This is a genomic window from Vibrio spartinae (assembly GCF_024347135.1).
GTDB lineage: Bacteria > Pseudomonadota > Gammaproteobacteria > Enterobacterales > Vibrionaceae > Vibrio > Vibrio spartinae.
In genome coordinates, this window is sequence record NZ_AP024907.1 from 3,656,067 (window position 1) to 3,681,738 (window position 25,672).

Sequence of the window (25,672 nt, forward strand, 5' to 3'; positions counted from 1 at the left end):
GATGGAGACAAACAACTTGAACACAGGAATTCATCTTTATGAACGTACTTGTTATCGGTTCTGGTGGACGTGAACATGCACTCTCTTGGAAAATCGCGCAAAACCCACAGGTCGAAACGGTTTTTGTCGCTCCCGGCAATGCCGGATCGGCGCTGGAACAAAAAGTAAAAAATGTCAGTATTGACGTGGAAGATATCGATGGCTTGGTCGCTTTCGCGCAGCAAAATGCTATCGACTTAACGATTGTCGGCCCCGAAGCACCATTAGTGATTGGTGTCGTTGATGCATTCCGTGCAGCCGACCTGGCTATTTTTGGCCCGACAAAAGGCGCGGCACAGCTCGAAGGCTCGAAGGCATTTACCAAAGACTTTCTGGCGCGTCACCATATCCCGACGGCTGATTATGCCAACTTTACCGAAATCGAGCCGGCACTGGCCTATGTTCGGCAAAAAGGTGCGCCCATCGTGGTCAAAGCGGACGGTCTCGCTGCCGGAAAAGGCGTCATCGTCGCGATGACACTGCAAGAAGCAGAAGATGCGATTAAAGATATGCTGGCTGGCAATGCATTTGGTCATGCAGGTAGCCGGGTTGTAGTCGAAGAGTTTCTTGACGGCGAAGAAGCCAGTTTCATCGTAATGGTTGACGGTAAGAACGTATTGCCAATGGCAACCAGTCAGGATCATAAACGTGTTGGCGATAAAGATACCGGGCCAAATACCGGCGGTATGGGGGCGTATTCTCCGGCACCGGTTGTTACCCAAGCGATTCATGATCGCATCATGGAGCAGGTCATTTATCCGACCGTAGAAGGTATGGCGGCAGAAGGCTATCCATACACCGGATTTTTGTATGCAGGTCTGATGATCGACAGTCAGGGAAATCCGAAAGTTATTGAGTACAACTGTCGCTTTGGTGATCCAGAAACGCAACCGATCATGATGCGTCTTCAGTCGGATTTAGTTGAACTTTGCCAAACCGCAATTGCTGGTAAATTAGACCAAGCCGAATCAAAGTGGGATTCACGCGCATCGATTGGGATTGTTTTAGCTGCCGGTGGCTACCCCGGTGATTATAACAAAGGGGATGTCATTTCAGGCTTGCCGCAAACAGACACGGAAGGCGAAAAAGTTTTCCACGCCGGCACCAGCGAAAAAGACGGCCATGTCGTGACCAGTGGTGGACGCGTCCTTTGTGCAACGGCCTTAGGCAACACAGTCTCCGAGGCTCAGCAACGTGCTTATGCATTAGCCAAGCAGATTCAATGGGATGGTGTTTTCTACCGCAGTGACATCGGCTACCGGGCAATTGCCCGAGAGCAGCAATAATTACGTCCACATCGAGCAATCAATCTGGCTGTATCAATCCCCACAGCAGCGACAATCATTGCTTTATTCAGCACGACAACCACCGCCTCCAAGGCGGTGGTTTTGTTTAAGCATAAAAAAATCGACCTGTTCAGTCGGCCGATTGGGGATTTTTGTATCTACATCTACTGTTGCACTAAACCGTAAACCGGTCCACCAGCGCTTTCAGTGCTTGCGTTTGTTCGCGCAAATCATGGCTGCCTTTACGGTTTTCATCCGTCACATCGGCCACTTGTAAACTCTGTTCGGAAATAATTACAACGCGTTCAGAAATATTTTGTCCCACCTGACTCTGCTCTTCAGTGGCCGTCGCAATCAATGTGTTCATATCCATAATCATACTGACAGAATCGAGAATCTCTGCCAATGCGTCACTGGCCTGATATGCTTTTGCCACCGTATCTTCACTTTGAGAACGACTATCCAGCATCGACTGAACCGCTTCTTGGGTGGCCCCTTTCAATTGTTCAATGATGTGATGAATGTCTCCGGTACTTTGTTGGGTCCGGCTGGCGAGTTTTCTGACTTCATCAGCAACGACCGCAAATCCCCGCCCCTGCTCACCGGCTCGGGCCGCTTCAATCGCCGCATTCAGCGCCAGTAAGTTGGTCTGTTCGGCAATATCCTGAATCACATTCAATGAAGAAGAGATGTTGCTGACATTGCTTTCGAGCTTATCCATCACCATGTTGGCTGATTCGAGTTTCTTAGCTAAGGCAGCAACAGAGTCAACCGCAGAGCCAACCGTCGCCATCGCTTCTTTTGCTTTCCCATCAGCAGACTGTGCAGCCTCAGCAGCACTCGAAGCATTCTGAGAGATATCATGTGCAGTCGCAGTCATTTCCGTCACCGCTGTCGCAACTTGTTCCGTTTCTTCTCGTTGTGTGTTCGATAAACGATCGACTTGATTAGAACGCTCAAGCATATGCCCGGTTTCATCACTAATATCATCACTGTTCGCTCTCAACTGGCGAATAATATTCTGAAGATTTTCGACAAATTTGTTGAAATTCTCGCTCAGAGAGGCAAATTCAGGAATATGATAAGCTTCCATACGAGCGGTTAAATCAGCATCCCCATTGGCAAACCGGGCAATCGACTGATCAAATCTTTGCAATGGCCCCAAGATGCCACGACTAAACAAGATCGTGAACACGGACACCAGGCACAACATGCCAGCGCCCACCGATATCATCCACATAAAACTCCGCTTCATTTCATGCTCGGACTTCGCTGCCATCTGCGATGTAATCGCTTCGACATCATCGATATAAAAACCAATGCCGATGATCATGTCCCACTGAGGTTCATCGATCGAATAACTTAATTTTTCAGAGGCCTCTTTCTCTCCGGGTTTTGGAAAAAAATAGCTCGAAAATCCACCACCACTCTTGCCCTGTTTAATTAAATTCTGAATCAGAAAGTTACCTTTGCTATCTTTCATATCCCAGAAATTTTTACCGACCCCCTTCCCGGTATCTCCCAAGAAAAGGCGGTTGCCTTTGCTGTCGTAGCCAAAGACATAACCACTGTCACCAAAATGAATCTGAGAAAGTTTGTCAATCACATCTTGTCGGTCGGCATTGTGCTCTTTCAAAGCGGTTAAAGAAGAGTCAATAATATCGATATACGCCTTCAATTCGGAGCGCTTTTGTTCAGAAAGGCGTTGGTGAATTAACTGCTGCTGGGTGTGATTCAAGTTAGACATTTGCGTATATGAGATAAAAATCATCCCAAAACTAATCAATAACAAGGGGAGTATAGATAGTGCGTAAACACGTGTTTTTATGGTCAATTTTGACATGATGCTTTCCTCAGGATTTTCGCTGACAAAAGCCGATGACGTTGGCGCTTATTTTTTTTATTTAAATAATACTACACTAAATTCATGCCATGCATGCATGTTTCTTTAATCACACTACCGCCACTCATGGAAAACAACGCGTAAAAAATACCCATAACCGCAATACCACACTTCTATTGAAAAGAGGAAAAACGCCAAGCGTGTAAAGCTTTCGTCATCTCAGAAAAACAACCATTAACCTTTCTGCTATTTTTCGCTAAGGTATAGCCCCATAAATGCACATTGTCTGCGATGAATAACCACTGATGAAAACCAACCTGATTACCCGGGAAGGCTATAATCGCCTCAAACAAGAACTCGACTTTCTCTGGCAGAAAGAGCGCCCGGAGGTCACCAAAAAAGTGACTTGGGCCGCGAGTCTGGGCGATCGTAGTGAAAATGCGGATTACCAGTATAACAAAAAGCGCCTGCGGGAAATTGACCGCCGTGTCCGTTATCTGCGTAAACGTATGGAACAAGTCAAGATCATTGATTACTCACCTCAGCAAGACGGGAAAGTCTTCTTCGGTGCGTGGGTCGAAATTGAAAATGACGAAGGAGAGACAAGGTATTTTCGCATCGTCGGCCCGGATGAGATCTATGGAGATGCGAGAAACTACATTTCTATCGATTCGCCAATGGCCCGCGCGCTCCTCAAAAAAGAACCCGATGATGAATTCACCGTTGAAACGCCTCAGGGGCCAAAAACGTGGTTCATTAACCGAATCGAATATAGACAAGACTAACGACATCGAGAGAGAAAAATACGGATGAGCCAAGCTATCTGTCATACGATTGCTTCAGAGCTGAATGTTCGCCCTGAACAAGTTATTGCCGCGGTTAACCTGATTGACGACGGCAGCACCGTCCCCTTTATTGCCCGTTACCGGAAAGAAGTCACGGGCGGACTGGACGACACCCAATTACGGACGCTGGACTCACGTCTCTCCTATCTACGGGAGATGGATGGCCGTCGTCAGACGATTTTGAAATCGATTCAAGATCAGGGAAAACTGACGCCCGAGCTGGAACAGGAAATTCTTCAGGCTGACAGTAAAACCCGTCTGGAAGATCTCTATCTTCCTTACAAACCCAAACGCCGCACCAAAGGGCAGATTGCCATTGAAGCCGGATTAGCCCCACTCGCTGATCAATTGTGGGAACAACCGCAAACCGAGCCGGAACAGGCAGCACAAGCTTATCTCAATCCTGAGCAGGGGATTGCTGACACCAAAGCCGCTTTAGATGGTGCCCGAGCCATTATCATGGAGCAAATTGCTGAAGATGCTAACCTACTGGAAAAACTGCGCCATTATCTGCTCAAACATGCAGTTCTTGTCTCGACTGTCATTGATGGAAAAGCGCAAGAAGGTGAAAAATTCAAAGATTACTTCAAGCATCAAGAGCCGATTAGTAAGGTACCTTCTCACCGTGCACTCGCGATGCTGCGAGGCCGCAACGAAGGTATTTTGTCACTGGCACTCAACGCAGATCCAGAACAAGAAGTCGGCAGTCGAGGCTCTTATTGCGAAACGTTGATCGCACAACACTACCGACTTCACCTGAGTGATGCACCGGCAGATGCATGGCGGCAACAGGTCATCAGTTGGGCATGGCGGATTAAAGTCTCCATGCATATGGAGACTGAACTGATGTCCGCGATGAAAGAGCGGGCAGAAATTGAAGCGATTGACGTCTTCGCCACCAACTTGAAAGATCTGCTGATGGCCGCGCCCGCCGGGCCACGCGCAACACTAGGGCTGGACCCCGGCTTGCGTACCGGTTGTAAAGTCGCGGTTGTCGATGCCACCGGTAAGGTACTGGCAACCGCGGTTATTTACCCACATCCACCGCAAAAACAGTATGAAAAATCCATTGAGATCATTGGCGGTCTGGTGCACAAATTCAATGTGGATTTGATTGCGATCGGCAACGGCACGGCTTCTCGTGAGACCGATCTGTTTGCCGCAGATTTAATCAAACGGGGTAATCTGAAAGCGCAAAAAATTGTTGTCAGTGAAGCGGGGGCATCGGTCTATTCTGCATCCGAACTGGCGGCAAAAGAATTTCCGGAGATGGATGTATCACTGCGTGGCGCGGTTTCGATTGCCCGGCGTTTACAGGATCCATTGGCAGAATTAGTTAAAATCGATCCGAAATCGATCGGGGTTGGTCAGTACCAGCATGATGTCAATCAGTCACTCCTTGCCAAACGTCTGGACGCCGTCGTAGAAGACTGTGTCAACGCGGTCGGTGTTGATGTGAATACCGCCTCTCCGGCGCTACTCACCCGCGTAGCCGGACTCTCGGCAACCCTGGCGGACAACATTGTGGCTTTCCGGAATGAACATGGCCGCTTTGAGAGCCGCACCACCTTGAAAAAAGTCTCTCGCCTTGGGCCAAAAGCTTTTGAGCAGTGTGCCGGTTTTTTGAGAGTGATGGACGGCAAAAACCCGCTGGATGCTTCGGCAGTCCACCCAGAGGCCTATCCGGTAGTTTCAGCGATCGCAAACAACAATCAGCAAGAGATGAAATCATTGATTGGGAATAGTGAATTTCTTAAAAGCCTGAATGCAAGAGATTACACTGACGATCACTTTGGCCTGCCGACGGTCACCGATATCATCAAAGAACTCGATAAGCCGGGACGCGATCCTCGTCCTGAATTTAAAACGGCCACGTTTGCCGACGATATTCACAAAATATCGGATCTGGAACCCGGAATGATTCTCGAAGGCGTCGTCTCCAATGTTGCTAATTTTGGTGCTTTTGTCGATATCGGCGTTCATCAAGACGGATTAGTTCATATTTCCGCGCTGACTGATCGGTTTGTGTCTGATCCGCGAGAAGTGGTCAAAACCGGTGAGATTGTCAAAGTCAAAGTCATGGAAGTTGATGTCGCAAGGAAGAGAATTGGCCTCTCGATGCGTCTGTCTGATGAACCGGGTCAAGCGCATCGTCCCACAGCACGTAACCAGACTTCACGTCCGGCTCAAAAAAAACCTCACCGTGATGCGACTGCCACTAATAATGCCATGGGGGGTGCATTTGCCGAAGCCTTTGCGAAAGCGAAAAAGTAATTCATTCGCTCCCACCGGGAATAATGGTTTACTGAGGCTCAGCTCAATCCTGCCATAAAAAAAACCCTCACTTCAGCTGAAGTGAGGGAATTCCATAGCAGCAATATGCTTTCCTCGGTAACGATGAGGTTTACAATATTGCGATGACCTCCGAAGGTGTGTTTGGTGCGATGGCGTGTCCATAATGATATTTTATGACCGTTCGCCTTCGCGCCATTTGTCCTTCGGTTATCGCTGCATCAATGATGTGTTTCGGTAACCGGAACCGTATTGTATAACCTTTGCCCTGATCTTGACTGTAGGTCGATAAAGCTAACAATTTGAAAAGCCGCTCAAGTTCACTTGGTGCTTCTTCCTCATGGGAAGAGACAATGTCCTGTTCCTGCTCAGAATCAATCTCATACTGAGGATGATCTGCTGCATCCCAAGACGCTCGCTTGCGCTGTTTATCATCGGATTTCAACCGCCGCTCTGCGTTGGTTTTTTCCAGTTGTACAGTAGGTACGATAGGCGCTCTGACACGATTATCATGCTCTGCCTGTTCCGTCGGCACATTCACCGATGGGGCGATAAGTGGCACACTGATATTATTTGGTGACACAATCATTGCCGAAACCTCCTTCAGCATCGCCCAGCCCATTCAATGTCCAAGCACTGATGAGTTAGAATCTATATCGACCCAACCGTTCAAATATTTAACAAAAAAAGCTGATATTTTGAACAATATGACAAAAAACTGACAATCGTCAAACATCAACTACTGTGCGAACCCACGGATCTGCTGACAAAACAGTTCAGTTTCGGTCATAAATGGTGCATGAGATGACTGAGTAAAAATATAACAATGGCTATCCGGTGCCATTTTGTCCAATTGCGCAGCAATCTGCACGGGGACTAAACCATCAAGCCGACCGTAAAGACGCAACATCGGTACCGAAATCTGAGTCAGATGATCACGAAAATCAATATTCGCGAGCATGTTTAATCCCGCCATCAAAGCTTGCGGCTGTGGTGCCGGACGAGAAAAAACCATCTGTTTTAATTGTTTCACATCTTGTCGGGCTGTCGGGCTGCCCATCGCTTGAAGCGCCATAAAACGCTCAATGGTCAACTGAAAATCATCGACCAGTTGCGCCGTAAATGCTGACAAAACCTGTGGCTGAATACCTTTCCACCCCTTTTCAGCAGCAAACTTAGGAGAACTGGCTACAGTGATCAGCTGACTGACATAATCAGCGTGATGCAACGCCATATGCGTCGCGACCAGTCCCCCGAGTGACCAACCGACCCAGACGGCATCTTTGGGAGCTTGCCGGATCAAGAGTTGGGCAATCTCTTCCAAAGTCTCCGCATGGATGTCTGCACTATGTCCATATCCCGGTAAATCAACCACATGCACCCGAAAGCTCTGTTTAAGCATTTCAACGGTATTATGCCAAACGCCCCCGTTCATCCCCCAGCCATGGACCAATACGAGATCTTTGCCACAACCTTCCACCTGCCAATACAAAGATGCCACCATGTTCACGTTATCTCCTACAAAACTCATACTTTCACTGCCTTGATCGCCAATACAATATAACGTCTTCCTTCATCACCGGAGAAGTACCACATGTTATTGCAACGCATTCAACACGCTGTCCGTCACCGTACCCCCCGATTATGCGCGCTCTGTGAGTTACCATTAACTGCTTGGGACCATCACTGGTGTGCCAGCTGCCTGACATACTTTCAATCAACACCCCGTTGTACACGATGCGGTTTATCGATGCCATTCCCAACGGACCGATGCGGCACTTGCCTTCAGTCCCCGCCACTGTGGAACGCGCTCTATTGCCTTGGTGATTATGCCTACCCATTGGCACCCATGATTCACCAAATCAAATACGGACGCCAGTTCTGGCTTATACCGTCTCTCGCTGCGCTTTTGGCGCAGGTCATCCCTTCCCCTGCACCATTGCTACTGCCGGTTCCCCTACACTGGCGACGTTATCTTTATCGCGGGTTCAATCAGAGTGACTTACTGGCACACCATCTCAGTCAAGCGCTGTCAGTGAGCTATCAAACCAAACTGTTACAACGAATTCGTTCAACGCCACCGCAAGAAGGTCTGCATAAAAATGAAAGAGAACAGAATCTGAGAAAAGCGTTTATGTTACGCAACCGCCCCTCAGCCAAACATATTGCGATCGTTGATGATGTGGTGACAACAGGTAGTACCATCAGTCAATTATGCCAATTATTACTTGAAGTCGGCGTCGAATACATTGATATTTATTGCTTATGCAGAACTCCTGAATATCACAACCAATAATTACCGTAAAAAGGATTGGATCTCTGATTTCTCAGGAGTAAAATGGTGAATTAATAGCCTACAAAATTACTCAGGTATTCGTCGTGTCAAATTCTATTACTATTACTGAATCCGCTCAGGAACATTTCGCAAAACTTCTCGAACAACAGCCGGAAGGAACCAATATTCGGGTCTTTGTTGTCAATCCAGGTACTCAGAACGCTGAGTGTGGTGTCTCTTACTGTCCGCCTGAAGCGATAGAAAGTGCTGATACTACAATCCCGTTTCAGGCGTTCTCTGCTTACGTTGATGAATTGAGCCTTCCCTTTCTCGAAGATGCTGTGATCGACTATGTGACCGATAAAATGGGTGCTCAGCTCACGCTCAAAGCACCCAATGCAAAAATGCGTAAAGTTGCGGATGATGCGCCGCTGCTTGAACGTGTCGAGTATGCCATCCAGACGCAAGTCAATCCTCAGTTAGCCAGTCATGGGGGTCATATTCAGCTGCTGGAAATTACAGATGACGGTGTCGCCATTATCCAATTTGGTGGCGGGTGTAATGGCTGCTCAATGGTCGATGTCACACTGAAAGACGGCATCGAAAAAGAACTGCTCGAGCAATTTTCCGGGGAGCTGAATGCGGTCAGAGACCTGACGGAGCATGACCATGGAGAGCACTCATACTACTAAATGGATCAACCCAAGCCTGTCAAAAGAAGTCGATGTCCATGCATCGACTTTCTATTATGTGACTCTTGTTGGTAAAACTATTGTGAATATCGTCAGACAAGTGTTTTCATCCCCATCAGTTTTTTCATATAGTTAAGCTATAGATATCACGGAGGAGTATCAGCATGACGTCTAAACAGAACCCAGAGATCCTGAATATCACGACGGTTGCCCGCTCGCGTCTTTTTACAGTGGAATCTCTGGATTTACGTTTTTCCAACGGTGAACAGCGCACGTATGAACGGATGCGCCCCAGTGGACGCCATGCAGTGATGATGGTTCCAGTGACCGAACAGGGAGATATTCTGCTGGTTCGTGAATATGCAGCAGGCACACAACGCTACGAATTGGGCTTTCCGAAAGGATTGATTGACCCAGGAGAAACACCTGAAGAAGCAGCCGTACGCGAGCTTAAAGAAGAAGTAGGGTTTGGTGCAAAACAGCTCACCCATCTCAAAGATCTGATTCTTGCCCCCTCTTATTTCTCAGGACAAATGTCGCTGTTTATCGCTCAGGATTTATACCCGGAGCAACTCGTTGGCGATGAGCCAGAACCCCTTGAAATTATCCGTTGGCCGTTAAATCAGGCAGAAGAACTGTTAACTCATCTCGATTTTGGTGAAGCCCGTAGTGTGGCAGCGCTTCTTCTCACCTTAAATTATATGAAGCAGCATCCGCTGCTGCCAGAGGTGAACACATTATGAAACGGGATTATTCACACCTGTTACCACAACTGATTGGTATTGCCCGTTCAGCCGGGCAGCTCATTCTGGACTATTACCAAACTAAATCCTATGAGTCATTTACCAAATCAGACCAAACCCCCGTCACTAGCGCTGATTTAGCGGCCCATAAACTCATTACCGAAAAACTCACCGCGCTGACTCCCGACATTCCGGTCCTATCGGAGGAAGATGCTGATATCAGTCTGGAAAAACGTTCGGAATGGTCTCGCTACTGGTTAGTCGATCCCCTTGATGGTACGCAAGAGTTCATCGCACGCAGTGGCGACTTTGCGACAGTCATCGCACTGGTAGAAGACAATCAGCCCGTGATTGGGGTGGTTTACGGCCCGGTATCAGGTGTTACCTATTATGCCTGTCGTGGTAAAGGGGCTTGGAAGATCCCTGATTTATCGGACAGCTTACGGATTCAGACTCACCAGCATGAATTTCCCAGTCAGTCGATTGCGATTGCCATCAGTCGCCGCCAAAATATCAACCGGATCACCAATCGGCTGAGTACAGCATGGAATTATGATTTAGTACCGCTCGGTTCTGCAGCATTGAAAGCGTGCCTAGTTGCCGAGGGGGCCGTTGACTGTTATTTGCGGCTGGGTCCAACCGGAGAATGGGACACCGCAGCAACACAATGTATTGTGGAAGAGGCTGGCGGAAAGATCCTCAGTACGAAACTGTCACCGCTCTCTTATAACCTCAGAGAAACATTGGAAAACCCGAATTTTATCGTCATCGGTGATCCAACACTTCCCTGGCAAGAGATTCTCTCCCATAAAGGCTAACGCGCCTAACATGACCGATGTCAGGCGCGTATCAATGCGTTGCGGAATGCGTTGCGGAATGCGTTGCTATCAGTTGGGGAGTGTCAGTGTACCATTCGACTGAAATGAGTACCGCCCCTGAGCATCGGTCGATGCATAAGTCTGAATCCACTGGTTGAACATTTTAGGTAAACGTTCACCCGGTTTTACCCAGCCTTGTACTTGATAGTGATCCTGTGGTGTCAATACCATCGAATACTCACTTTGTAGTGCATCCGATAACTGTTGGCCTTTCAGGCTGATCCGGCCATCTTCACAAGTGAGTCGGGCGGAGACTTTTTCTAATGGGACCGATTGAGAGAGCATCGAAATTTGTGCATTTGTCCAAGTAATTTCCCCTTCCCCCTCAGCACAAAACGGTGGCTGGTATCGATAATTATCAATGACAAGTTTGAATGCGCCATCAGCACTCACCGGCAGCGGTAAATGCATATTTTCGGCCACAAACCGAGCCGGTGCCCTCATTGACAGGTTGCGAACATAGGCACCAGAAAAATCGACGCCGACCTCACCCGTTCCCCGAAGCGCCACCTCATGACGCTTACCTAAAGCAATATCGGCAGCGATCTGACCTTTAAATAGAGAGAAAGGGCGCATATTCCAAACCAGTGAGCCCAGATCATAGTTCATCCATTTAGCAGACTGGATTTCACCATGCCATATTGTTCCGCCAACCCCACTCAGCAATAGCTCTCGGGGCTGAGGAATAAATTTCAAAGCCATATTTGCAGGTAAGTGGACCAACACACTGACCACAAAAACAAAAAACAAACCAACGACGTACATAATTTTTTTCTTCACTTTATTTAACCTCGAACTAATTCCAGGCGTTTTATATCAATCATGCCATTTTTTTCAGCCCTATCGATATCCATCATCATCACCTGAATACCATACTGCTGCCGTAGAAAAGCCAACCAGTCGATAAACTGATTAAACGCTACCGGTTCCACCCAAATTTGTAAGCCTTCACCTTTGGGTTGCATTCGAATTAACCGAACACCAAATTTACCAGTAGACCCCGCAACAGCTTGGTTCATCGGCTCATTTGAAACGGGACCATCCCCATGCTGTCTAAGCTGAGTTAACGTATCGGCTTTTTCTGTGACCCATGCATATAAATTCTTCTCTGCGGTCAACTTATTTTGCGCCAGAACACGCTGTTCCTGAATGGGGCGAACAACACCACCATACAGCAGTGCCAAAACACTAAAACCGACAGTCACCAGTAATAATCGCTGCTCTCTGGAGGACAATGTCTTCCACCAAGCATAACCACGACTCATCCATTGATTCATATCGTTCACCTACTGATTTTTTAAGATGAAAGACCCTGAGACCTGATTGTTATCTCGGTTGAGAGGTCCTTGCTCCACATCAAACTTCTGGGACAGTTTCTTACGAGTTGCTTCAAATGCCTGAAAATCAGCACCTCGAACATCAATACGAATATCACCCCGCACGCTATCATAGTGAATACGTTGTAATTGTACGCCTGAAGTACTGCCAATCATCTCCGCCAGCGACGTGAATAATGACAGTGCAGAATCTTGCCCTTCACCACCAGACAACGTCTGAATTGCATTGGTAAACTGGCTTTTCAGATAACTGACTGTCGGGATTTTGTGCCGCTCCGGAAATATCGTTCTGAAAATATGTTCACTTTCTGTTCTCAGGGCTGTTGCCTCTTGAGACATTCGGCGGATATCAACGGCATGATGAATCAACAACAAAGTCATCAACGCCACCAACGCGATAAGACTGCCTCGCCAGATCTGCCAGTATTTCATCACCGAAGAAGACTTCTTAAACGGACCGGTCAATAACGTGATCGGGCTACTTAATGCCCCGCGGTACAGCAACAAGTCTATAGAATCAACCAGCTTCTCGGTCCAGACTTGTGAACTCGAATCATTCAATTCCGGCACCTGACTGTAAGACGTAATCTCAAGTACCGGGCTTTCCTCTTCATCTTCATTCATCTGGGTCAGTATGGGTAACCACGAATGTTCAACACAAACACCACTGAATTGACCCTGACGAATCAGCCATTCATGACCGAATTGAACAGCCGTTGCATTCTCTTCTGTCGGTAATGCCAGCACATCCGGCAACACATTTTCGACTTGAAGTCCGCAGGCTTCAAACTGTTCCAGAATGCAACTCAGCCAATTCCGATCCACTGCGACGGTATAAACCTGATCCTCTTGTTTGGCTAATACGGAAAAATGCAATCCATCCACATCCTGTGCGAGTTCATCTTCCACTAAGTACGGTAGCATTTTTTCATACTGACGAGCACCACCAGCCGGTAATGAAACGGTCTTCATCACCACATCGGCCCCCGAAAGTAACACGATCACAGGCCGGCCTTCAGCATGAGGTACTAGCTCATCTATATTGGTCCAGGATGCTATCTCTCCTGACTTTTCAATCGTTGTCGCATGCTCAGCACCGATCCACCAATGCCCTTTGGCTTGGGGTTGCTTACTCAGCCGGACGAGCAGATATTCGCTCACGCTCTCCTCCATAGCGACGGCGAATGACCGTCACAGTTTTTCTATCTTTACTAAACATTAGACTCCGAACCCTCACCCGGGCATCATCGACCATGACCTGAGCATCCAATTCAAAATAATTGCTATCAATCCCGAGAAAACCGGTGGCGTCTGATTTGATGGTTTCATCAATCCCACTCAACTCACCCTGTGCCCAAAAATCATCGAGACTATCCCACCCGGAATAAGGCCGATCCTCAATCAACTGCACTGCTGCGGACGAACTGAGATAGGGATAAAACATCGCAACTAAAATGTTTGCCTGTTTGACAGAAACGGTGTTGATGTTCAATCGCCATTCTTTGGTCGGCAAAGTGCATAAACTCGGCATACTTTTCATCATAATCTTACCACTGACGCCCTGCACTGCCCGAATCTCTGTGGCATCGGCTAATAAACTATCGGGGGCATCATAGGCTGGCGACATCGACTCATAGAAGCTGTCTTCGACCCCGCTGACCGAATTAATCGAACGATTCGAATCAATAAATTCCCAAACCGAATTGGCAGCAACTTCAGCCTGATAATTATCAATTTCTTCCGCTTCAAACAGATGCTGTAATACCTGTACTAAATAAGGTGTCCCGGTGTCCGCCGGATTCCATTTAATTCCCGCCAATGCGTTAATATTTATACAAGACTGCATGTCTTGAATATTTCCTTCCACCGTGCCGTAATCCAGTGGGTATTGTTTATCTTTTACCGCCCAAGGCTGACTCAGGTTGATAGCCTCATCATTATCTTCATAACTCTGCTTTATGGCCGATTTAGCCAACGCTTCAACACCGAGGCTATACCAATATGCCTGTTGATATTTGAGTTGGTTTCCTGAGCGATGATACTGAGTAAACAAACGCTCTGACATTGTAGCCGCGATGGAAACCATCATTGCCAATATCAGCAACACCAGAATCAGGGCAACGCCACGCTGTCTTTGCAACGATCTAATGGGATGCATTGGATACACTCAACTCACTTCCAGAGACCAGATAAATCCGTTCAATCTCTCCATAATCTTTCAGTGTTAGTTTTACACTGATCGCTTCCGGCAGAACCCCTTTGTCTTCCCATCGGTCAACCCACTGATGATGACGATATAAACGAAAGCTGATTGACTCAACCTGTGTCAATAATGGCCGAACGATGTCATTATCACCGGCAACCGTATCGGGATAACGCCACCATACTCTTTCCAGACGCTCTCCTGTTAAACGGTATCCGACCTTAATGATATCCCCTCGGGGAAACTGCATTTGAGGGTTGACCCAACCATGTCGTGTAAAAAGAATGCCGACACTCTCAGAAGATAATAATCCGTCCTGCATCCACAACAACTGAGATCCGGGCTCTTCTCCCTGATTACGAAACTGGCGGGACGCCATCTGGCGAAAATCACTATCCATAATCGCTAACGCCTTCTGAATTTCACCCAGCCGTTTTTCACTCTCCTGGCTGACAACGTTACTACGCTGAACTTGGTTCAAGACCTGATACGCAGCAATCGTCAGACTCGCCAAAATCGTCAGCGCAACCAACACCTCAATTAAAGTGAATCCCCGACTATGACGCTTCATTTGCAACATAACTTCTCACAATCACCACCGACGGGCCGGATTTACTTTGGGAAACGCTCACATCAAAGGCTTTCAGCACATCATTGCTCGTTTCAACCAAAGACACTTTCCAATACCAAGTCGTTCCAGCCATTTCTTCCTTCCCTTCTTGGTTAGACAAAGTTTCCGGCGCGAGCATGATTCGAGCCATTTGATTATCAACCACCATTGCAGCAAACATCTTCTCTTCGAGTGTGTGCACTGTATTGACATGTTGGCTGACAGCCTTAATCACACTGATCGATGCCGTTGCAAAGATTGCCAATGCAATCAGCACCTCCAGTAATGTCATTCCCTTAATTTGCTTCATCATCTTGATCCGAGGGAGTCCGAATATGCAGAATGCCGTCTTCAGCGGTTTCCACTAACCACAATGAATCCGGTGTGGAATCCGCCCAAAACTGGATAGAAAATGGTGTAACATCACCACTAGAGAGAATAAATATCTGCGGTGTCGGGATGGGCTTCTCATCCTCGTTTTGGTCGGGAAAATCCATGTCTTCAAACAAAGATTCCTGACTGAACAAACGCTCCGGATTATTCCAGACACCACCACCGCGTTCAAAACGGAAAGTCGTTCCCTCTTCAGCCGTCAACTCACCTTTGATAGATGACTGAGATTCAAGATCTTTCCAGCCCTCATCCGATAGCCTCAAAAAGCGGAATTCATGTTTTTTTTCATCGACATAAAGACCATAAGTCCGCCCACTGAAAATCGCATCTTCACTCAAAAGCTGTAAACGCTGATAAAGCCGTTCAGCCGTTTGTTGCACCTCATCCTGAGACCTATCAGGCAGAGACATCACGACGACCATACTGCCCAGCGAAATCACCACCAGAACCAACATAATTTCCAGCAGAGTAAAACCACGGTGGTATTTCATGAGCAGTATTCATCCATTCCGCGATTACTGGAAGTCAAGTAAGTTCCAGTTACCGATGTCGCTGTTATTCCCTTCACCGCCTTCCTGGCCATCAGCACCATAACTAAAGACATCAATTTTACCCTTATCGCCAGGGCTCAAATATTGATAGTCATTTCCCCAAGGGTCCTGTGGTAACCGCTTGATATAACCGCCTTCGCGATAGTTGCGCGGTTCGGGATTGGACGGTTTGGTGACCAACGCCTCTAACCCTTGATCAGTGGTTGGATAAACATTGTTATCTAATCGGTACATATCCAATGCATTTTCCAGAGAGACAATATCGGCAATCGCTTTTTTCTGATCGGCTTTCTCTTTATTTCCCAATAGGTTCGGGACAACAAAACTCGCCAAAAGCCCAAGGATGACAATCACGACCATCACTTCTAACAGCGTAAAACCACCTTGTTTGCTTACTTGATTTTTTATTTTCATTCCTACTCCAACACTCACGTTTCTTACCCAATGAACAGCTAAGACTAGCGCGTCATTAAATTGTTCATTTCTAAAATCGGCATCAGGGTTGCCATCACAATAAACAAAACCAACCCAGCCATTAATGCAATCAGCATCGGGGTGAACAGACCCAAAGCAATATTCACCGTTGCTTCAAACTGCTCATCCTGATTATCTGCGGCACTAATGAGCATGTTCTCCAATTCACCACTCTGCTCACCACTGGCAATCATATGCAGCATCATCGGAGGAAAAAGCTTCGTTTGTTGCAAAGACTTACGAATACTCGCCCCTTCTCGGACGGACTCTGCCGCTTCCTGTACTTTCTGTTTCATGTATGTGTTTTCCACAACATCTTTGGCAACAAGCATTGCATCGAGAATCGGAATACTACTCGAAGAACATATCGCCAGTGTTCGTGCAAAACGAGAGGTATTCAGACCTCGAACAATTTTACCAATCATGGGGACACTCATCAGTTTACGATGAAATGCAAAGCGGATATGTGGCCGTTTTAATGCTGACTGGATGAATACCCACCCACCTAACGTCAGCAGCAAAACCAACCAGCCCCAGTCCTGAACAAAATGGCTCATATTTAATAAAATCTGAGTCGATGTCGGCAGCGTTTGCCCCATTTGAATAAATTGCCCCACAATTTTGGGCACCACAGCAGCCAAAAGAAAAGCAACAATCGTGACCGCAAATACAACCAGAACAATGGGATAAATCAATGCCTGTAAGAGCTTCGAGCGCATCTTCTGTCGATTTTCGGTATAACTCGCTAATCGATTCAGAATCATATCCAAATGCCCGGATTTCTCGCCGGCTGAAATCATGGAACGAAACAAACCGTCAAAAATATGTGGGTAATCGGCCATACTATCTGCGAGGGAAAAACCTTCCGTCACTTTTGACCGGACACGGGTAAGAACACTGCGAATTCGTGGTTTTTCTGTCTGTTCAATCACCGCTTGCAGACACGCTTCCAGCGGCATTCCTGACTGGAGTAATGTCGACATTTGCCGAGTTAACAGTGCAAGGTCCGTCGCCCCAATACCTCTTTTCCACGAAGTCGACGTGGTGCTGCCTTGGGTTTGATTATTTTTCTGGACTTGCGTGGCCTGAACAGCAATCGGCGTCAGCCCTTGCTCTTTCAAGCGTTGGCGAACGTGGCGGGCACTATCCCCCTCGATCACACCTTTTTTGCGTTTTCCTTTGAGATCAAGCGCCTGATATTCAAATGCAGCCATCAGACCTCCTCGGTGACCCGCAACACTTCTTCAAGTGTCGTGATCCCCACCTGAACCTTACTCAATCCATCCATACGAATGCTTGGGCATGACTCGCGAACTTGCTGTTCAACGGCCTGCTCACCGGCTTCGGTATGGATCAGTGATTTGACTTTTTCATCAATCACTAATAATTCATGAATCCCAGTCCGTCCCCGGTAACCTTTGTAATGGCATTTCTCACACCCTTTTGGTGCATAAAGCGTCAGAGGCTCATCCTCTTGAATATCGAATAGCTCACGCTGTTCTTTATCGGCCTCAAATGGCTGCTTACAATCGGGACATAACGTCCGAACCAACCGCTGAGCCAGAACACCAACGAGAGAAGATGACACAAGAAAAGATTCAATCCCCATATCTCGCAGACGTGTTACCGCACCAATCGCGGTATTCGTATGCAATGTCGAAAGAACCAAGTGCCCGGTGAGAGATGCCTGTACCGCAATTTGTGCCGTTTCCAAATCCCGGATTTCTCCGACCATGACGACATCAGGGTCCTGACGCAGAATCGCTCGCAGCCCTCGGGCAAAAGTCATATCGACTTTCGGATTCACCTGAGTCTGACCGATACCGTCAATATCAAACTCAATCGGGTCTTCAACCGTCAGAATGTTTTTCTCATTCCGATCCAATTCTTGTAAACCGGCATAAAGCGTCGTCGATTTACCAGAACCGGTTGGCCCCGTCACCAATAAAATACCATGTGGTCGCTGCAGCAGTTCTCGGAACCGAACGAAAATTGTCTGGGTCATTCCCAGACTGTAGAGATCCATCTGAGTCGCATTTTTATCCAAAATACGCATGACGACCCGCTCTCCATGAGAGGAAGGCATGGTAGAAACACGGACATCAACGGCCCGACCACCGATTCTCAGTGAAATACGGCCATCCTGAGGTACCCGTTTTTCAGCAATATCCAGCTTCGCCATGACCTTCACGCGTGAAACCAATAAAGGCGCTAGCTTACGGCTGGGCGATAAAACCTCACGAAGCATGCCATCAACCCGAAAACGGATCGATAAAGATACTTCAAAGGTTTCAATATGGATATCGGAAGCTTCTTCTTTGATAGCCTCACTCAACATGGCGTTAATCAGCTTGATAATCGGCGCATCATCATCTGAGTCCAACAAATCCTGATTATTGGGCAGTTCCTCTGCGAGGGCAAAGAAATCATCATTATCTGCACCGAGATCTTCCATCAACTGGCGAGTTTCGGACGTATCACGCTGATAGACTTTTGTCAGCCTTGCCTCGAACTCGGCTTCAGGAAGTGCCACCAGCTCAAACGACTTTTGCAACACCCGCTTGGCCTCAACCAAAGCCGTAATCGATACCGGCTCCACATAATAGAGATAAGGTGTCTCATCTTCATGTGAGGCGTCAAATACGAGCTTATACCGGTTTGCGAAACTAAAAGGTAAACGCTGCACAACGCTACTCCTGATCCTGATCCTGATCCTTAGGAATCTGATCGATAAAGGCCTGTAATTCTTCCGGATAATGGCTCTGTAACTTAAATTCGGGTATCACTGGCGTTTTCCTGTCACCCATCAATCTCAGACCTCTCTCGGCTTTAACAAGCTGCTCAGCACGAATGAAGTTATACTTTCGCTGAGTCACACCATCCGCGGTCATACCATCACGAATGATCGTTGGCTTGATAAAGACCATAAGATTTCGTTTCTCAACTTTGGTACTGGTTGAACGGAAGAGGTAACCGAGCAGAGGGATATCCCCAAGAATGGGAACTTTTGAGTCGCTTTCCTGAGTGCGTTCGTCGATCATACCGCCCAAGACCAGCATTTGACCATCTTTGACCATAACCGAGGTATTCAACTGCCGTTTGGCAAAACGGACATCGACAGCACCATTAGCGGCCAGAACATTCGAGACTTCCTGCTCGATCTTGAGCATCACCGAATCCCCTTCATTAATTTGGGGAACAACCTTTAACTTAATCCCAACTTCTTTCCGATCTACGGTTTGGAAAGGGTTATCATTCCCGGAGCTTGACGTCGCCCCAGTCAGTACAGGAACCTCTTCACCAACCACAAATGAGGCTTCACCGTTATCCATGACGGTAATACTCGGTGACGACAGAATATTTGAGCTGGAGTCTTTAGAAACCGCACTGATCAGAGATGTCCAATCGCCCATCACGATACTGACCGCAGCACCTTCTACACCACTCAATGCATCAGACAATGATGAATAATCACCGGATTCTTTGGTCGTATAAGGCCGTCGATTACCGTTGTTATCGGTATAATATTCAGTGGTGCTCTGATCTTTCGCTTCTTCCAGACCAACCATGACCTTACCGATAGAAGCGCCACTATTCCCAAACTGGATTTCCGATCCACTTTCAATCGAGCCCCATTGAACCCCGAGGTTGATCCCTTCACCTTCAGACATTTCGACAATCAGGGCTTCAATCAGTACCTGAGCCCGACGAATATCCAATTGGCTAATCACATCCAGCAAAGGTTTCATAATATCTTGTGGCGCACTGAGAATCAGTGAGTTGGTATCCTTGTGTGCGGCAATCGTGACATCAGCCCGACTCGAAGGAGCAGACTTTTGCTCACCTTGCTTTTCCGACTGAATATTATCAGAGACGCCTTTCAACACATCGACTAAATCTTCAGCTTTGGCATACTTCAGATAAACAACCCGGTGGTTACTCTTGGTCGCCATTTCAATATCAAGCCGTTTAATTAAGCGGACGATCCGTTTTCTGACTTTCGGATCACCCGAGATCAAAATCGAATTGGTTCGATCATCTGCAACGACTTGTGGCTGGAGAATCTGAGGCAGGCTTCTCGTCTCTTTACTGGTATCAAGTGCACTGACAATCCGCACAATTTCCGGTGCCGAAGCATTATTCAGTGTCACGACATCAATATCCGTGTTTCCTGCTTGGTCAACGCGATCAATAATCTGAGCCAAACGGTCAACGACCGCGGCACGTCCGGTCAACAAAATAATATTCGCAGGTTCATAATGAACCACGTTACCGGAACCCGCATTGTTCACTAACTGACGCAACAATGGAGATAATTCTTTAACGGAAACATTGTGAACAGAGACAACCCGGGTAATCACACTGTCCGCATTTGTGTTACCGGACGAATCCAATACAGGGATGGCTGAGGTTTTTGCATCTTTGGATTTAATGACTTTCAGAACACCGTTGTCCATTTCAACCACGGCAAATCCATAGACTTCCAAAACATTCAGAAAAAAACCGTAGTATTGGTCATCACTGAGCGTGTCATAACTCCGTACATCGATTTTCCCTCGCACAGAAGGATCAACAATAATTGTTTTATGTAGGTTACGACCGACAATATTAATAAATTCCTGAATATCAGTGCCTTTAAAATTGACGCTGTACTCGTTCGCCAAAGCTGCCGGAGAAAGCATCATACTTCCTAGTAACAACCACGCGCTTTTTTTTAGCCAATACTTCACGTCTTTACTCCCTCAATGCCTAGCGACGCTGCACTAAAATTGAATATATATATCATGAGTCTGTCCATCTCTCTCTACCGTGATTTTTACATTCGAAAGGTCTGATAAAACGGAGGCAATATCTGACATTGCACTTTCCTTCCTTAAATCGACATCATTCAATGCAACGGCAATATCACCACTCTTTAATCCGACAGATTGAAATAACTCAGGTGAACGTCCGGGACTCAAACGGTAACCGAGAATATCATTGTCACGTTTCATTTGAGATAAACGAACATACTGAAATAAAGTCTGTGGATTCTCCGCGATTTCATGTTTGATTTCAGTCAATCGTTCCTTCTGGGTGCTGACCTTTCCGGTATCATAATTCACAAAGTCATCCGGAGATGGGGTGTTTAGCATAGAATGAGGCTGAGTCTTCATACTCCCCAGACGGCTGTACTCCACATCTTTCAACATAAGCGTTTCGCTTCTGCCAGCATTACGGATAATCACTCGGTCATTCAGAACCGACTCCAGTGTCACTCGAGTCCCTTCAATTCGTTCCTTCAATCCATAAGTTGCCTGAACACCTTGATAATCAATAATGGCAAGATCTTCAGTGTCGTTATCACTCACAACAACACCGACAAGCTTTAGATTTAATTTTGTTTTCGGGGCATTAACGACATGCTCTTGAACAACTGACTTATCACTCTGCTTTTGCAACTGGCCAAAAAGTTGTTTTTCTTTCACAAATGCGCTGTCAAAGCTATTTGTTGAACCTCGCGCTTCATTTGCAGAAGGGGGTTTCCATGACTGAACCGGCATCGTCTCAAATGGTGCCCAGACCAGCTGACCGAATATCCAGACAGCAACCAACCATATTCCTGCTGAAATAATGGTGCTGAACAATGATTGATAGTGAATGAAAGAACGCAATAAAGATATGAATAACGCAGGTACTGAGTTCTTTAGTGTGTCAACGTGTGGCAATCTCTAACCCTTTGAATTTATCCCTGATTAATTGGTGTAATCAGTTTGGACTACACCATATTAAGACCCTGACTAATATAACACACCCATTTTACTATCCACTGTTTTATACTCAAATTTCATCATTTTCTTGAAAACCTAGGTATAAACCACCATTTATCCTTTTATTATTGAGTAAAACAACAAATTCAGAGGACGATTTTGCGATGAGTTCTAATGAAGAACCGATACGGCTAGATAAATGGCTCTGGGCTGCGCGATTTTATAAAACCCGTTCGATTGCCAGAAATATGGTTGACGGTGGTAAAGTCCACTATAATGGGCAACGGTCTAAACCAAGTAAAATCGTAGAAGTCGGAGCAACTGTCACGCTTAGACAAGGCCAAGAAGAAAAAGTTGTCATTATTGACAAAATATCGGCTCAACGCAGGGGTGCGCCCGAAGCTCAAACCTTGTATACAGAAACGGATGCAAGCATTCAAAAACGTGAGGCACATGCGGCGCAACGCAAATTGAATGCGCATAATCCGAGTCCGGATAAGCGTCCCGATAAAAAGCAACGACGCGATATCATCAAATTTAAACATCAATAAAGAACAAAGCTGGAGTTTCCTTCATGGCAAGCAATATGTTAAATCGCTACCTGTTTGACGAGTTATCAGTACGTGGCGAACTGGTACAACTGGATGACGTTTACCAACAAGTCGTATCCAGTCAGGAATATCCGGCACCGATTCAATCTCTGCTGGGAGAGTTACTCGTTGCAGCCTCTCTTTTAACCGCAACCCTCAAGTTTGAAGGCTCAATCACCTTGCAGCTCCAGGGAAATGGCCCTGTATCTCTGGCCGTCCTCAATGGCGATCACGAGCAAAATGTCCGGGGCGTAGCCCGTTGGAAAGGCGATATTCCTGAGGATGCGACCCTGCATCAAATGATGGGAGACGGGCATTTAGTGATTACCATCGACCCAGACCAAGGTGAAAGATATCAAGGGATTGTTGCTTTAGACGGGGATTGTTTGGCGAATGTTCTAGAAACTTATTTTGAACAGTCGGAACAGTTGAAAACTCGGTTATGGATCAAAACAGGACAATCAGAAGAGAAGCTCTGCGCGGCAGGAATGCTCCTACAAATTATGCCGGATGGCACCGGTTCTCCAGACGACTTCGAACATCTTGAACAGTTAACAGACACAATTACTGATGAAGAGTTGTTCTCTCTGGAAGCAAATGAATTGCTCTACCGCTTATATAACCAAGAAACCGTGCGACTGTTTGAACCACAACCGATTACTTTCCACTGCGGCTGCTCTCGCCAACGTTGTGGTGCAGCAATCATTACCCTTCCTGAAGATGAAGTGCAGGAAATGCTGGCAGAAAATCCCACAATTTCTCTCCATTGTGAATACTGTGGCACCGACTACCAATTTGATGAAAATGATATCAAAGAGTTACGCTACAGTTCGCTGGCACAAAACAAAACCATTCATTAATTCCCGTCACTTATTAAGCATTTTTTATACTTTAAGCCAGTTGAAAAACTGGCTTAATTGCTAATAATTCAATACAAAAAACTATAACCGCTATAAAAACCAACATATTATCAACACTTAATTTGCATAAATTAATAATTTCTATCACCTAGTCTAAACTAGTCTCTATACGTTAGAATAACTTACCCTGATATGTGACGACACGCTTAAATACTCATAAGAAATGTGGATGTTTTTTGAACCACCTCCCTGTTTTCGATGGTTCTCGTTGCTAGCATGGCGTACAGATTACATAAAAATTTCTTACAAAATCCCTACAATTCCTACGAAGGAGCACCTATGACCGTAATGGAACAAATAAAGGCTGCAAATATGGATCTGACCTCTTATGGCATCGCCGATGTCACAGAAGTGATTCATAACCCAAGTTATGAGCAGTTATTTGAAGAAGAAACAGCACCTCACTTAGATGGTTATGAGAAAGGCATCGTAACCGAATTAGGCGCCGTTTCTGTTGACACCGGTATTTTTACCGGCCGTTCTCCGAAAGATAAGTACATTGTGAAAGATGACACCACCAAAGATAATTTTTGGTGGACGTCTGACACAGTAAAAAATGATAACAAACCCATCACTCAGGCAGTTTGGGACGATCTGAAACAACTCGTCACCAAACAGCTTTCTGGGAAACGGTTGTTTGTGGTCGATGGTTACTGTGGTGCCAACCCTGACACTCGTCTTTGTGTTCGTTTTATCACGGAAGTTGCTTGGCAGGCACACTTTGTGAAAAACATGTTTATCCGTCCCAGTGATGAAGAACTGACAACATTCGAACCTAATTTTGTGGTAATGAATGGTGCAAAATGTACCAATCCTGACTGGCAAGCGCAGGGCCTGAACTCAGAAAACTTTACGGTCTTTAATCTGACAGAGAAAATGCAGCTGATTGGCGGTACTTGGTACGGCGGCGAAATGAAAAAAGGTATTTTCGCCATGATGAATTACTTCTTGCCACTCAAAGGCATTGCAGCAATGCACTGCTCTGCCAATATGGGAAAAGATGGTGATGTTGCTGTTTTCTTCGGTCTATCTGGTACCGGGAAAACAACATTATCGACGGATCCTAAACGAGCACTGATTGGCGATGACGAACATGGCTGGGATGATGATGGTGTCTTCAACTTTGAAGGCGGGTGCTATGCCAAAACCATCAAACTTTCCAAAGAAGCCGAACCTGATATTTACCATGCCATTCGCAGAGATGCATTGCTTGAAAACGTCACCGTGCGTGCTGATGGTACGGTTGATTTCGATGATGGATCCAAAACGGAAAATACCCGTGTTTCTTATCCGATTTATCATATTGATAATATCGTTAAACCTGTATCGAAAGGCGGACATGCAAGCAAAGTCATCTTCCTGTCTGCTGATGCGTTCGGTGTTCTGCCTCCGGTGTCTAAACTCACCCCTGAGCAGACCAAATATCACTTCCTCTCTGGGTTTACCGCAAAATTAGCGGGTACAGAACGAGGTATCACGGAACCGACACCAACGTTCTCCGCCTGTTTCGGTGCTGCGTTCCTGACATTGCATCCAACCAAATATGCGGAAGTGCTCGTCAAGCGTATGGAAGCAGCAGGGGCTGAAGCATACCTTGTCAATACAGGCTGGAATGGCACAGGAAAACGGATTTCAATCCAAGATACCCGGGCAATCATTGATGCCATCCTGGATGGTTCGATCGAAAATGCACCGACCAAAACTGTGCCGATCTTTAACCTTGAAGTCCCAACGTCATTACCGAACGTGAATTCTGAAATTCTCGATCCTCGGGATACATATGTCGATGAACTACAATGGGAAAGCAAAGCCAAAGACCTCGCCTCTCGTTTCGTGAAAAACTTTGATAAGTACACCGATAATGATGAAGGTAAAGCGCTCATTTCTGCCGGACCACAAATCGACGCATAAGCCGTTAAACATATCAGTAAGCCCCTATTTCAGGGGCTTT

At 46.5% G+C, this 25,672-nt stretch carries 25 protein-coding genes; 10 read left to right on the plus strand and 15 right to left on the minus strand.

What is annotated here, in order from left to right:
* Positions 1 to 38: 38 nt before the first annotated feature.
* On the plus strand, positions 39 to 1,325 hold the full coding sequence (purD, locus tag OCU60_RS16300) for a phosphoribosylamine--glycine ligase (protein ID WP_074372971.1): 1,287 nt from the start codon (positions 39 to 41) through the stop codon (positions 1,323 to 1,325).
* Positions 1,326 to 1,500: 175 nt separating this feature from the next.
* Here purD and OCU60_RS16305 read toward each other — a convergent pair whose 3' ends face one another.
* A complete protein-coding gene (locus OCU60_RS16305) occupies positions 1,501 to 3,168 on the minus strand; it encodes a methyl-accepting chemotaxis protein (protein WP_074372970.1) in 1,668 nt (555 codons plus the stop codon).
* Positions 3,169 to 3,473: 305 nt separating this feature from the next.
* On the opposite strand from OCU60_RS16305, the gene greB reads away from it, so the two are divergent.
* A complete protein-coding gene (greB, locus tag OCU60_RS16310) occupies positions 3,474 to 3,953 on the plus strand; it encodes a transcription elongation factor GreB (protein WP_074372969.1) in 480 nt (159 codons plus the stop codon).
* 24 nt (positions 3,954 to 3,977) lie between these two features.
* Positions 3,978 to 6,287 carry a Tex family protein gene (locus OCU60_RS16315; RefSeq protein ID WP_074372968.1) on the plus strand — a complete coding sequence of 770 codons (2,310 nt, stop codon included), beginning with the start codon at positions 3,978 to 3,980 and terminating at the stop codon, positions 6,285 to 6,287.
* A 130-nt stretch (positions 6,288 to 6,417) separates the two neighbouring features.
* On the opposite strand, the gene OCU60_RS16320 is transcribed toward OCU60_RS16315, so the two are convergent.
* On the minus strand, positions 6,418 to 6,894 hold the full coding sequence (locus tag OCU60_RS16320; RefSeq protein ID WP_074372967.1) for an ATP-dependent Lon protease: 477 nt from the start codon (positions 6,892 to 6,894) through the stop codon (positions 6,418 to 6,420).
* Between the two features lie 150 nt (positions 6,895 to 7,044).
* On the minus strand, positions 7,045 to 7,809 hold the full coding sequence (gene bioH, locus OCU60_RS16325; RefSeq protein WP_074372966.1) for a pimeloyl-ACP methyl ester esterase BioH: 765 nt from the start codon (positions 7,807 to 7,809) through the stop codon (positions 7,045 to 7,047).
* 90 nt (positions 7,810 to 7,899) lie between these two features.
* Between bioH and OCU60_RS16330 the strand changes: the two genes are divergently transcribed.
* From OCU60_RS16330 to cysQ, 4 genes are all read left to right on the plus strand, one after another.
* Positions 7,900 to 8,601, plus strand: coding sequence for a phosphoribosyltransferase family protein (locus tag OCU60_RS16330; protein ID WP_074372965.1), 702 nt, complete (start codon positions 7,900 to 7,902; stop codon positions 8,599 to 8,601).
* A gap of 83 nt (positions 8,602 to 8,684) precedes the next feature.
* The gene (gene nfuA / locus OCU60_RS16335; protein WP_074372964.1) at positions 8,685 to 9,272 is read left to right on the plus strand and encodes a Fe-S biogenesis protein NfuA; all 588 of its coding nucleotides are present in this window, start codon (positions 8,685 to 8,687) and stop codon (positions 9,270 to 9,272) included.
* 164 nt (positions 9,273 to 9,436) lie between these two features.
* Positions 9,437 to 10,015 (plus strand): ADP compounds hydrolase NudE, encoded by a 579-nt coding sequence (gene nudE / locus OCU60_RS16340; protein ID WP_074372963.1) that lies wholly within the window; start codon positions 9,437 to 9,439, stop codon positions 10,013 to 10,015.
* Positions 10,012 to 10,833 carry a 3'(2'),5'-bisphosphate nucleotidase CysQ gene (gene cysQ, locus OCU60_RS16345; protein WP_074372962.1) on the plus strand — a complete coding sequence of 274 codons (822 nt, stop codon included), beginning with the start codon at positions 10,012 to 10,014 and terminating at the stop codon, positions 10,831 to 10,833. The genes nudE and cysQ overlap by 4 nt, the downstream gene beginning before the upstream one ends.
* Positions 10,834 to 10,902: 69 nt before the next feature.
* Here cysQ and OCU60_RS16350 read toward each other — a convergent pair whose 3' ends face one another.
* The 12 genes from OCU60_RS16350 to gspC are packed head-to-tail and all read right to left on the minus strand — an operon-like array spanning position 10,903 to position 22,169.
* On the minus strand, positions 10,903 to 11,673 hold the full coding sequence (locus OCU60_RS16350; protein WP_139302110.1) for a type II secretion system protein N: 771 nt from the start codon (positions 11,671 to 11,673) through the stop codon (positions 10,903 to 10,905).
* Positions 11,674 to 11,678: 5 nt separating this feature from the next.
* Positions 11,679 to 12,170 (minus strand): type II secretion system protein M, encoded by a 492-nt coding sequence (locus tag OCU60_RS16355; protein WP_074372960.1) that lies wholly within the window; start codon positions 12,168 to 12,170, stop codon positions 11,679 to 11,681.
* Between the two features lie 9 nt (positions 12,171 to 12,179).
* The gene (gene gspL, locus OCU60_RS16360; protein ID WP_074372959.1) at positions 12,180 to 13,391 is read right to left on the minus strand and encodes a type II secretion system protein GspL; all 1,212 of its coding nucleotides are present in this window, start codon (positions 13,389 to 13,391) and stop codon (positions 12,180 to 12,182) included.
* Entirely contained in the window at positions 13,360 to 14,388 is a 1,029-nt protein-coding gene (gene gspK, locus OCU60_RS16365; protein WP_074372958.1) for a type II secretion system minor pseudopilin GspK, read from the minus strand. The genes gspL and gspK overlap by 32 nt, the downstream gene beginning before the upstream one ends.
* Positions 14,375 to 15,013: a type II secretion system minor pseudopilin GspJ gene (gspJ, locus tag OCU60_RS16370; RefSeq protein ID WP_083602637.1), complete on the minus strand. Its 639-nt coding sequence runs from the start codon at positions 15,011 to 15,013 to the stop codon at positions 14,375 to 14,377. Before gspJ ends, gspK begins: the two co-directional genes overlap by 14 nt.
* On the minus strand, positions 14,991 to 15,353 hold the full coding sequence (gspI, locus tag OCU60_RS16375; RefSeq protein WP_074372957.1) for a type II secretion system minor pseudopilin GspI: 363 nt from the start codon (positions 15,351 to 15,353) through the stop codon (positions 14,991 to 14,993). The genes gspJ and gspI overlap by 23 nt, the downstream gene beginning before the upstream one ends.
* Complete coding sequence (gspH, locus tag OCU60_RS16380) at positions 15,340 to 15,927, minus strand: type II secretion system minor pseudopilin GspH (protein WP_074372956.1); 588 nt, start codon at positions 15,925 to 15,927, stop codon at positions 15,340 to 15,342. Before gspH ends, gspI begins: the two co-directional genes overlap by 14 nt.
* A 24-nt stretch (positions 15,928 to 15,951) precedes the next feature.
* On the minus strand, positions 15,952 to 16,401 hold the full coding sequence (gene gspG, locus OCU60_RS16385; protein ID WP_074372955.1) for a type II secretion system major pseudopilin GspG: 450 nt from the start codon (positions 16,399 to 16,401) through the stop codon (positions 15,952 to 15,954).
* 44 nt (positions 16,402 to 16,445) lie between these two features.
* Complete coding sequence (gspF, locus tag OCU60_RS16390; RefSeq protein ID WP_074372954.1) at positions 16,446 to 17,675, minus strand: type II secretion system inner membrane protein GspF; 1,230 nt, start codon at positions 17,673 to 17,675, stop codon at positions 16,446 to 16,448.
* Positions 17,675 to 19,174: a type II secretion system ATPase GspE gene (gene gspE / locus OCU60_RS16395; RefSeq protein ID WP_074372953.1), complete on the minus strand. Its 1,500-nt coding sequence runs from the start codon at positions 19,172 to 19,174 to the stop codon at positions 17,675 to 17,677. Before gspE ends, gspF begins: the two co-directional genes overlap by 1 nt.
* Positions 19,152 to 21,191, minus strand: a complete 2,040-nt coding sequence (gspD, locus tag OCU60_RS16400; RefSeq protein WP_074372952.1) for a type II secretion system secretin GspD — start codon at positions 21,189 to 21,191, stop codon at positions 19,152 to 19,154. The genes gspE and gspD overlap by 23 nt, the downstream gene beginning before the upstream one ends.
* Before the next feature lie 33 nt (positions 21,192 to 21,224).
* Entirely contained in the window at positions 21,225 to 22,169 is a 945-nt protein-coding gene (gspC, locus tag OCU60_RS16405; RefSeq protein ID WP_083602636.1) for a type II secretion system protein GspC, read from the minus strand.
* 206 nt (positions 22,170 to 22,375) lie between these two features.
* On the opposite strand from gspC, the gene hslR reads away from it, so the two are divergent.
* The 3 genes from hslR (at position 22,376) to pckA (ending at position 25,632) form a co-directional block, all read left to right on the plus strand.
* The gene (gene hslR / locus OCU60_RS16410; RefSeq protein WP_074372950.1) at positions 22,376 to 22,762 is read left to right on the plus strand and encodes a ribosome-associated heat shock protein Hsp15; all 387 of its coding nucleotides are present in this window, start codon (positions 22,376 to 22,378) and stop codon (positions 22,760 to 22,762) included.
* A 23-nt stretch (positions 22,763 to 22,785) separates the two neighbouring features.
* Complete coding sequence (gene hslO / locus OCU60_RS16415; RefSeq protein WP_074372949.1) at positions 22,786 to 23,661, plus strand: Hsp33 family molecular chaperone HslO; 876 nt, start codon at positions 22,786 to 22,788, stop codon at positions 23,659 to 23,661.
* Between the two features lie 339 nt (positions 23,662 to 24,000).
* Positions 24,001 to 25,632: a phosphoenolpyruvate carboxykinase (ATP) gene (pckA, locus tag OCU60_RS16420; RefSeq protein WP_074372948.1), complete on the plus strand. Its 1,632-nt coding sequence runs from the start codon at positions 24,001 to 24,003 to the stop codon at positions 25,630 to 25,632.
* Positions 25,633 to 25,672: the final 40 nt, after the last annotated feature.

Coding starts and splice junctions, on each gene's coding strand:
- cysQ (WP_074372962.1), top strand. CDS start 10,012: ATGAAACGGGATTATTCACACCTGTTACCACAACTGATTGGTATTGCC.
- OCU60_RS16320 (WP_074372967.1), bottom strand. CDS start 6,894: ATGATTGTGTCACCAAATAATATCAGTGTGCCACTTATCGCCCCATCG.
- gspG (WP_074372955.1), bottom strand. CDS start 16,401: ATGAAAATAAAAAATCAAGTAAGCAAACAAGGTGGTTTTACGCTGTTA.
- OCU60_RS16315 (WP_074372968.1), top strand. CDS start 3,978: ATGAGCCAAGCTATCTGTCATACGATTGCTTCAGAGCTGAATGTTCGC.
- hslR (WP_074372950.1), top strand. CDS start 22,376: ATGAGTTCTAATGAAGAACCGATACGGCTAGATAAATGGCTCTGGGCT.
- greB (WP_074372969.1), top strand. CDS start 3,474: ATGAAAACCAACCTGATTACCCGGGAAGGCTATAATCGCCTCAAACAA.
- bioH (WP_074372966.1), bottom strand. CDS start 7,809: ATGGTGGCATCTTTGTATTGGCAGGTGGAAGGTTGTGGCAAAGATCTC.
- purD (WP_074372971.1), top strand. CDS start 39: ATGAACGTACTTGTTATCGGTTCTGGTGGACGTGAACATGCACTCTCT.
- hslO (WP_074372949.1), top strand. CDS start 22,786: ATGGCAAGCAATATGTTAAATCGCTACCTGTTTGACGAGTTATCAGTA.
- gspH (WP_074372956.1), bottom strand. CDS start 15,927: ATGAAATACCACCGTGGTTTTACTCTGCTGGAAATTATGTTGGTTCTG.
- OCU60_RS16305 (WP_074372970.1), bottom strand. CDS start 3,168: ATGTCAAAATTGACCATAAAAACACGTGTTTACGCACTATCTATACTC.
- OCU60_RS16330 (WP_074372965.1), top strand. CDS start 7,900: ATGTTATTGCAACGCATTCAACACGCTGTCCGTCACCGTACCCCCCGA.
- gspJ (WP_083602637.1), bottom strand. CDS start 15,013: ATGTTGCAAATGAAGCGTCATAGTCGGGGATTCACTTTAATTGAGGTG.
- nudE (WP_074372963.1), top strand. CDS start 9,437: ATGACGTCTAAACAGAACCCAGAGATCCTGAATATCACGACGGTTGCC.
- gspF (WP_074372954.1), bottom strand. CDS start 17,675: ATGGCTGCATTTGAATATCAGGCGCTTGATCTCAAAGGAAAACGCAAA.
- pckA (WP_074372948.1), top strand. CDS start 24,001: ATGACCGTAATGGAACAAATAAAGGCTGCAAATATGGATCTGACCTCT.
- gspK (WP_074372958.1), bottom strand. CDS start 14,388: ATGCATCCCATTAGATCGTTGCAAAGACAGCGTGGCGTTGCCCTGATT.
- OCU60_RS16355 (WP_074372960.1), bottom strand. CDS start 12,170: ATGAATCAATGGATGAGTCGTGGTTATGCTTGGTGGAAGACATTGTCC.
- gspI (WP_074372957.1), bottom strand. CDS start 15,353: ATGAAGCAAATTAAGGGAATGACATTACTGGAGGTGCTGATTGCATTG.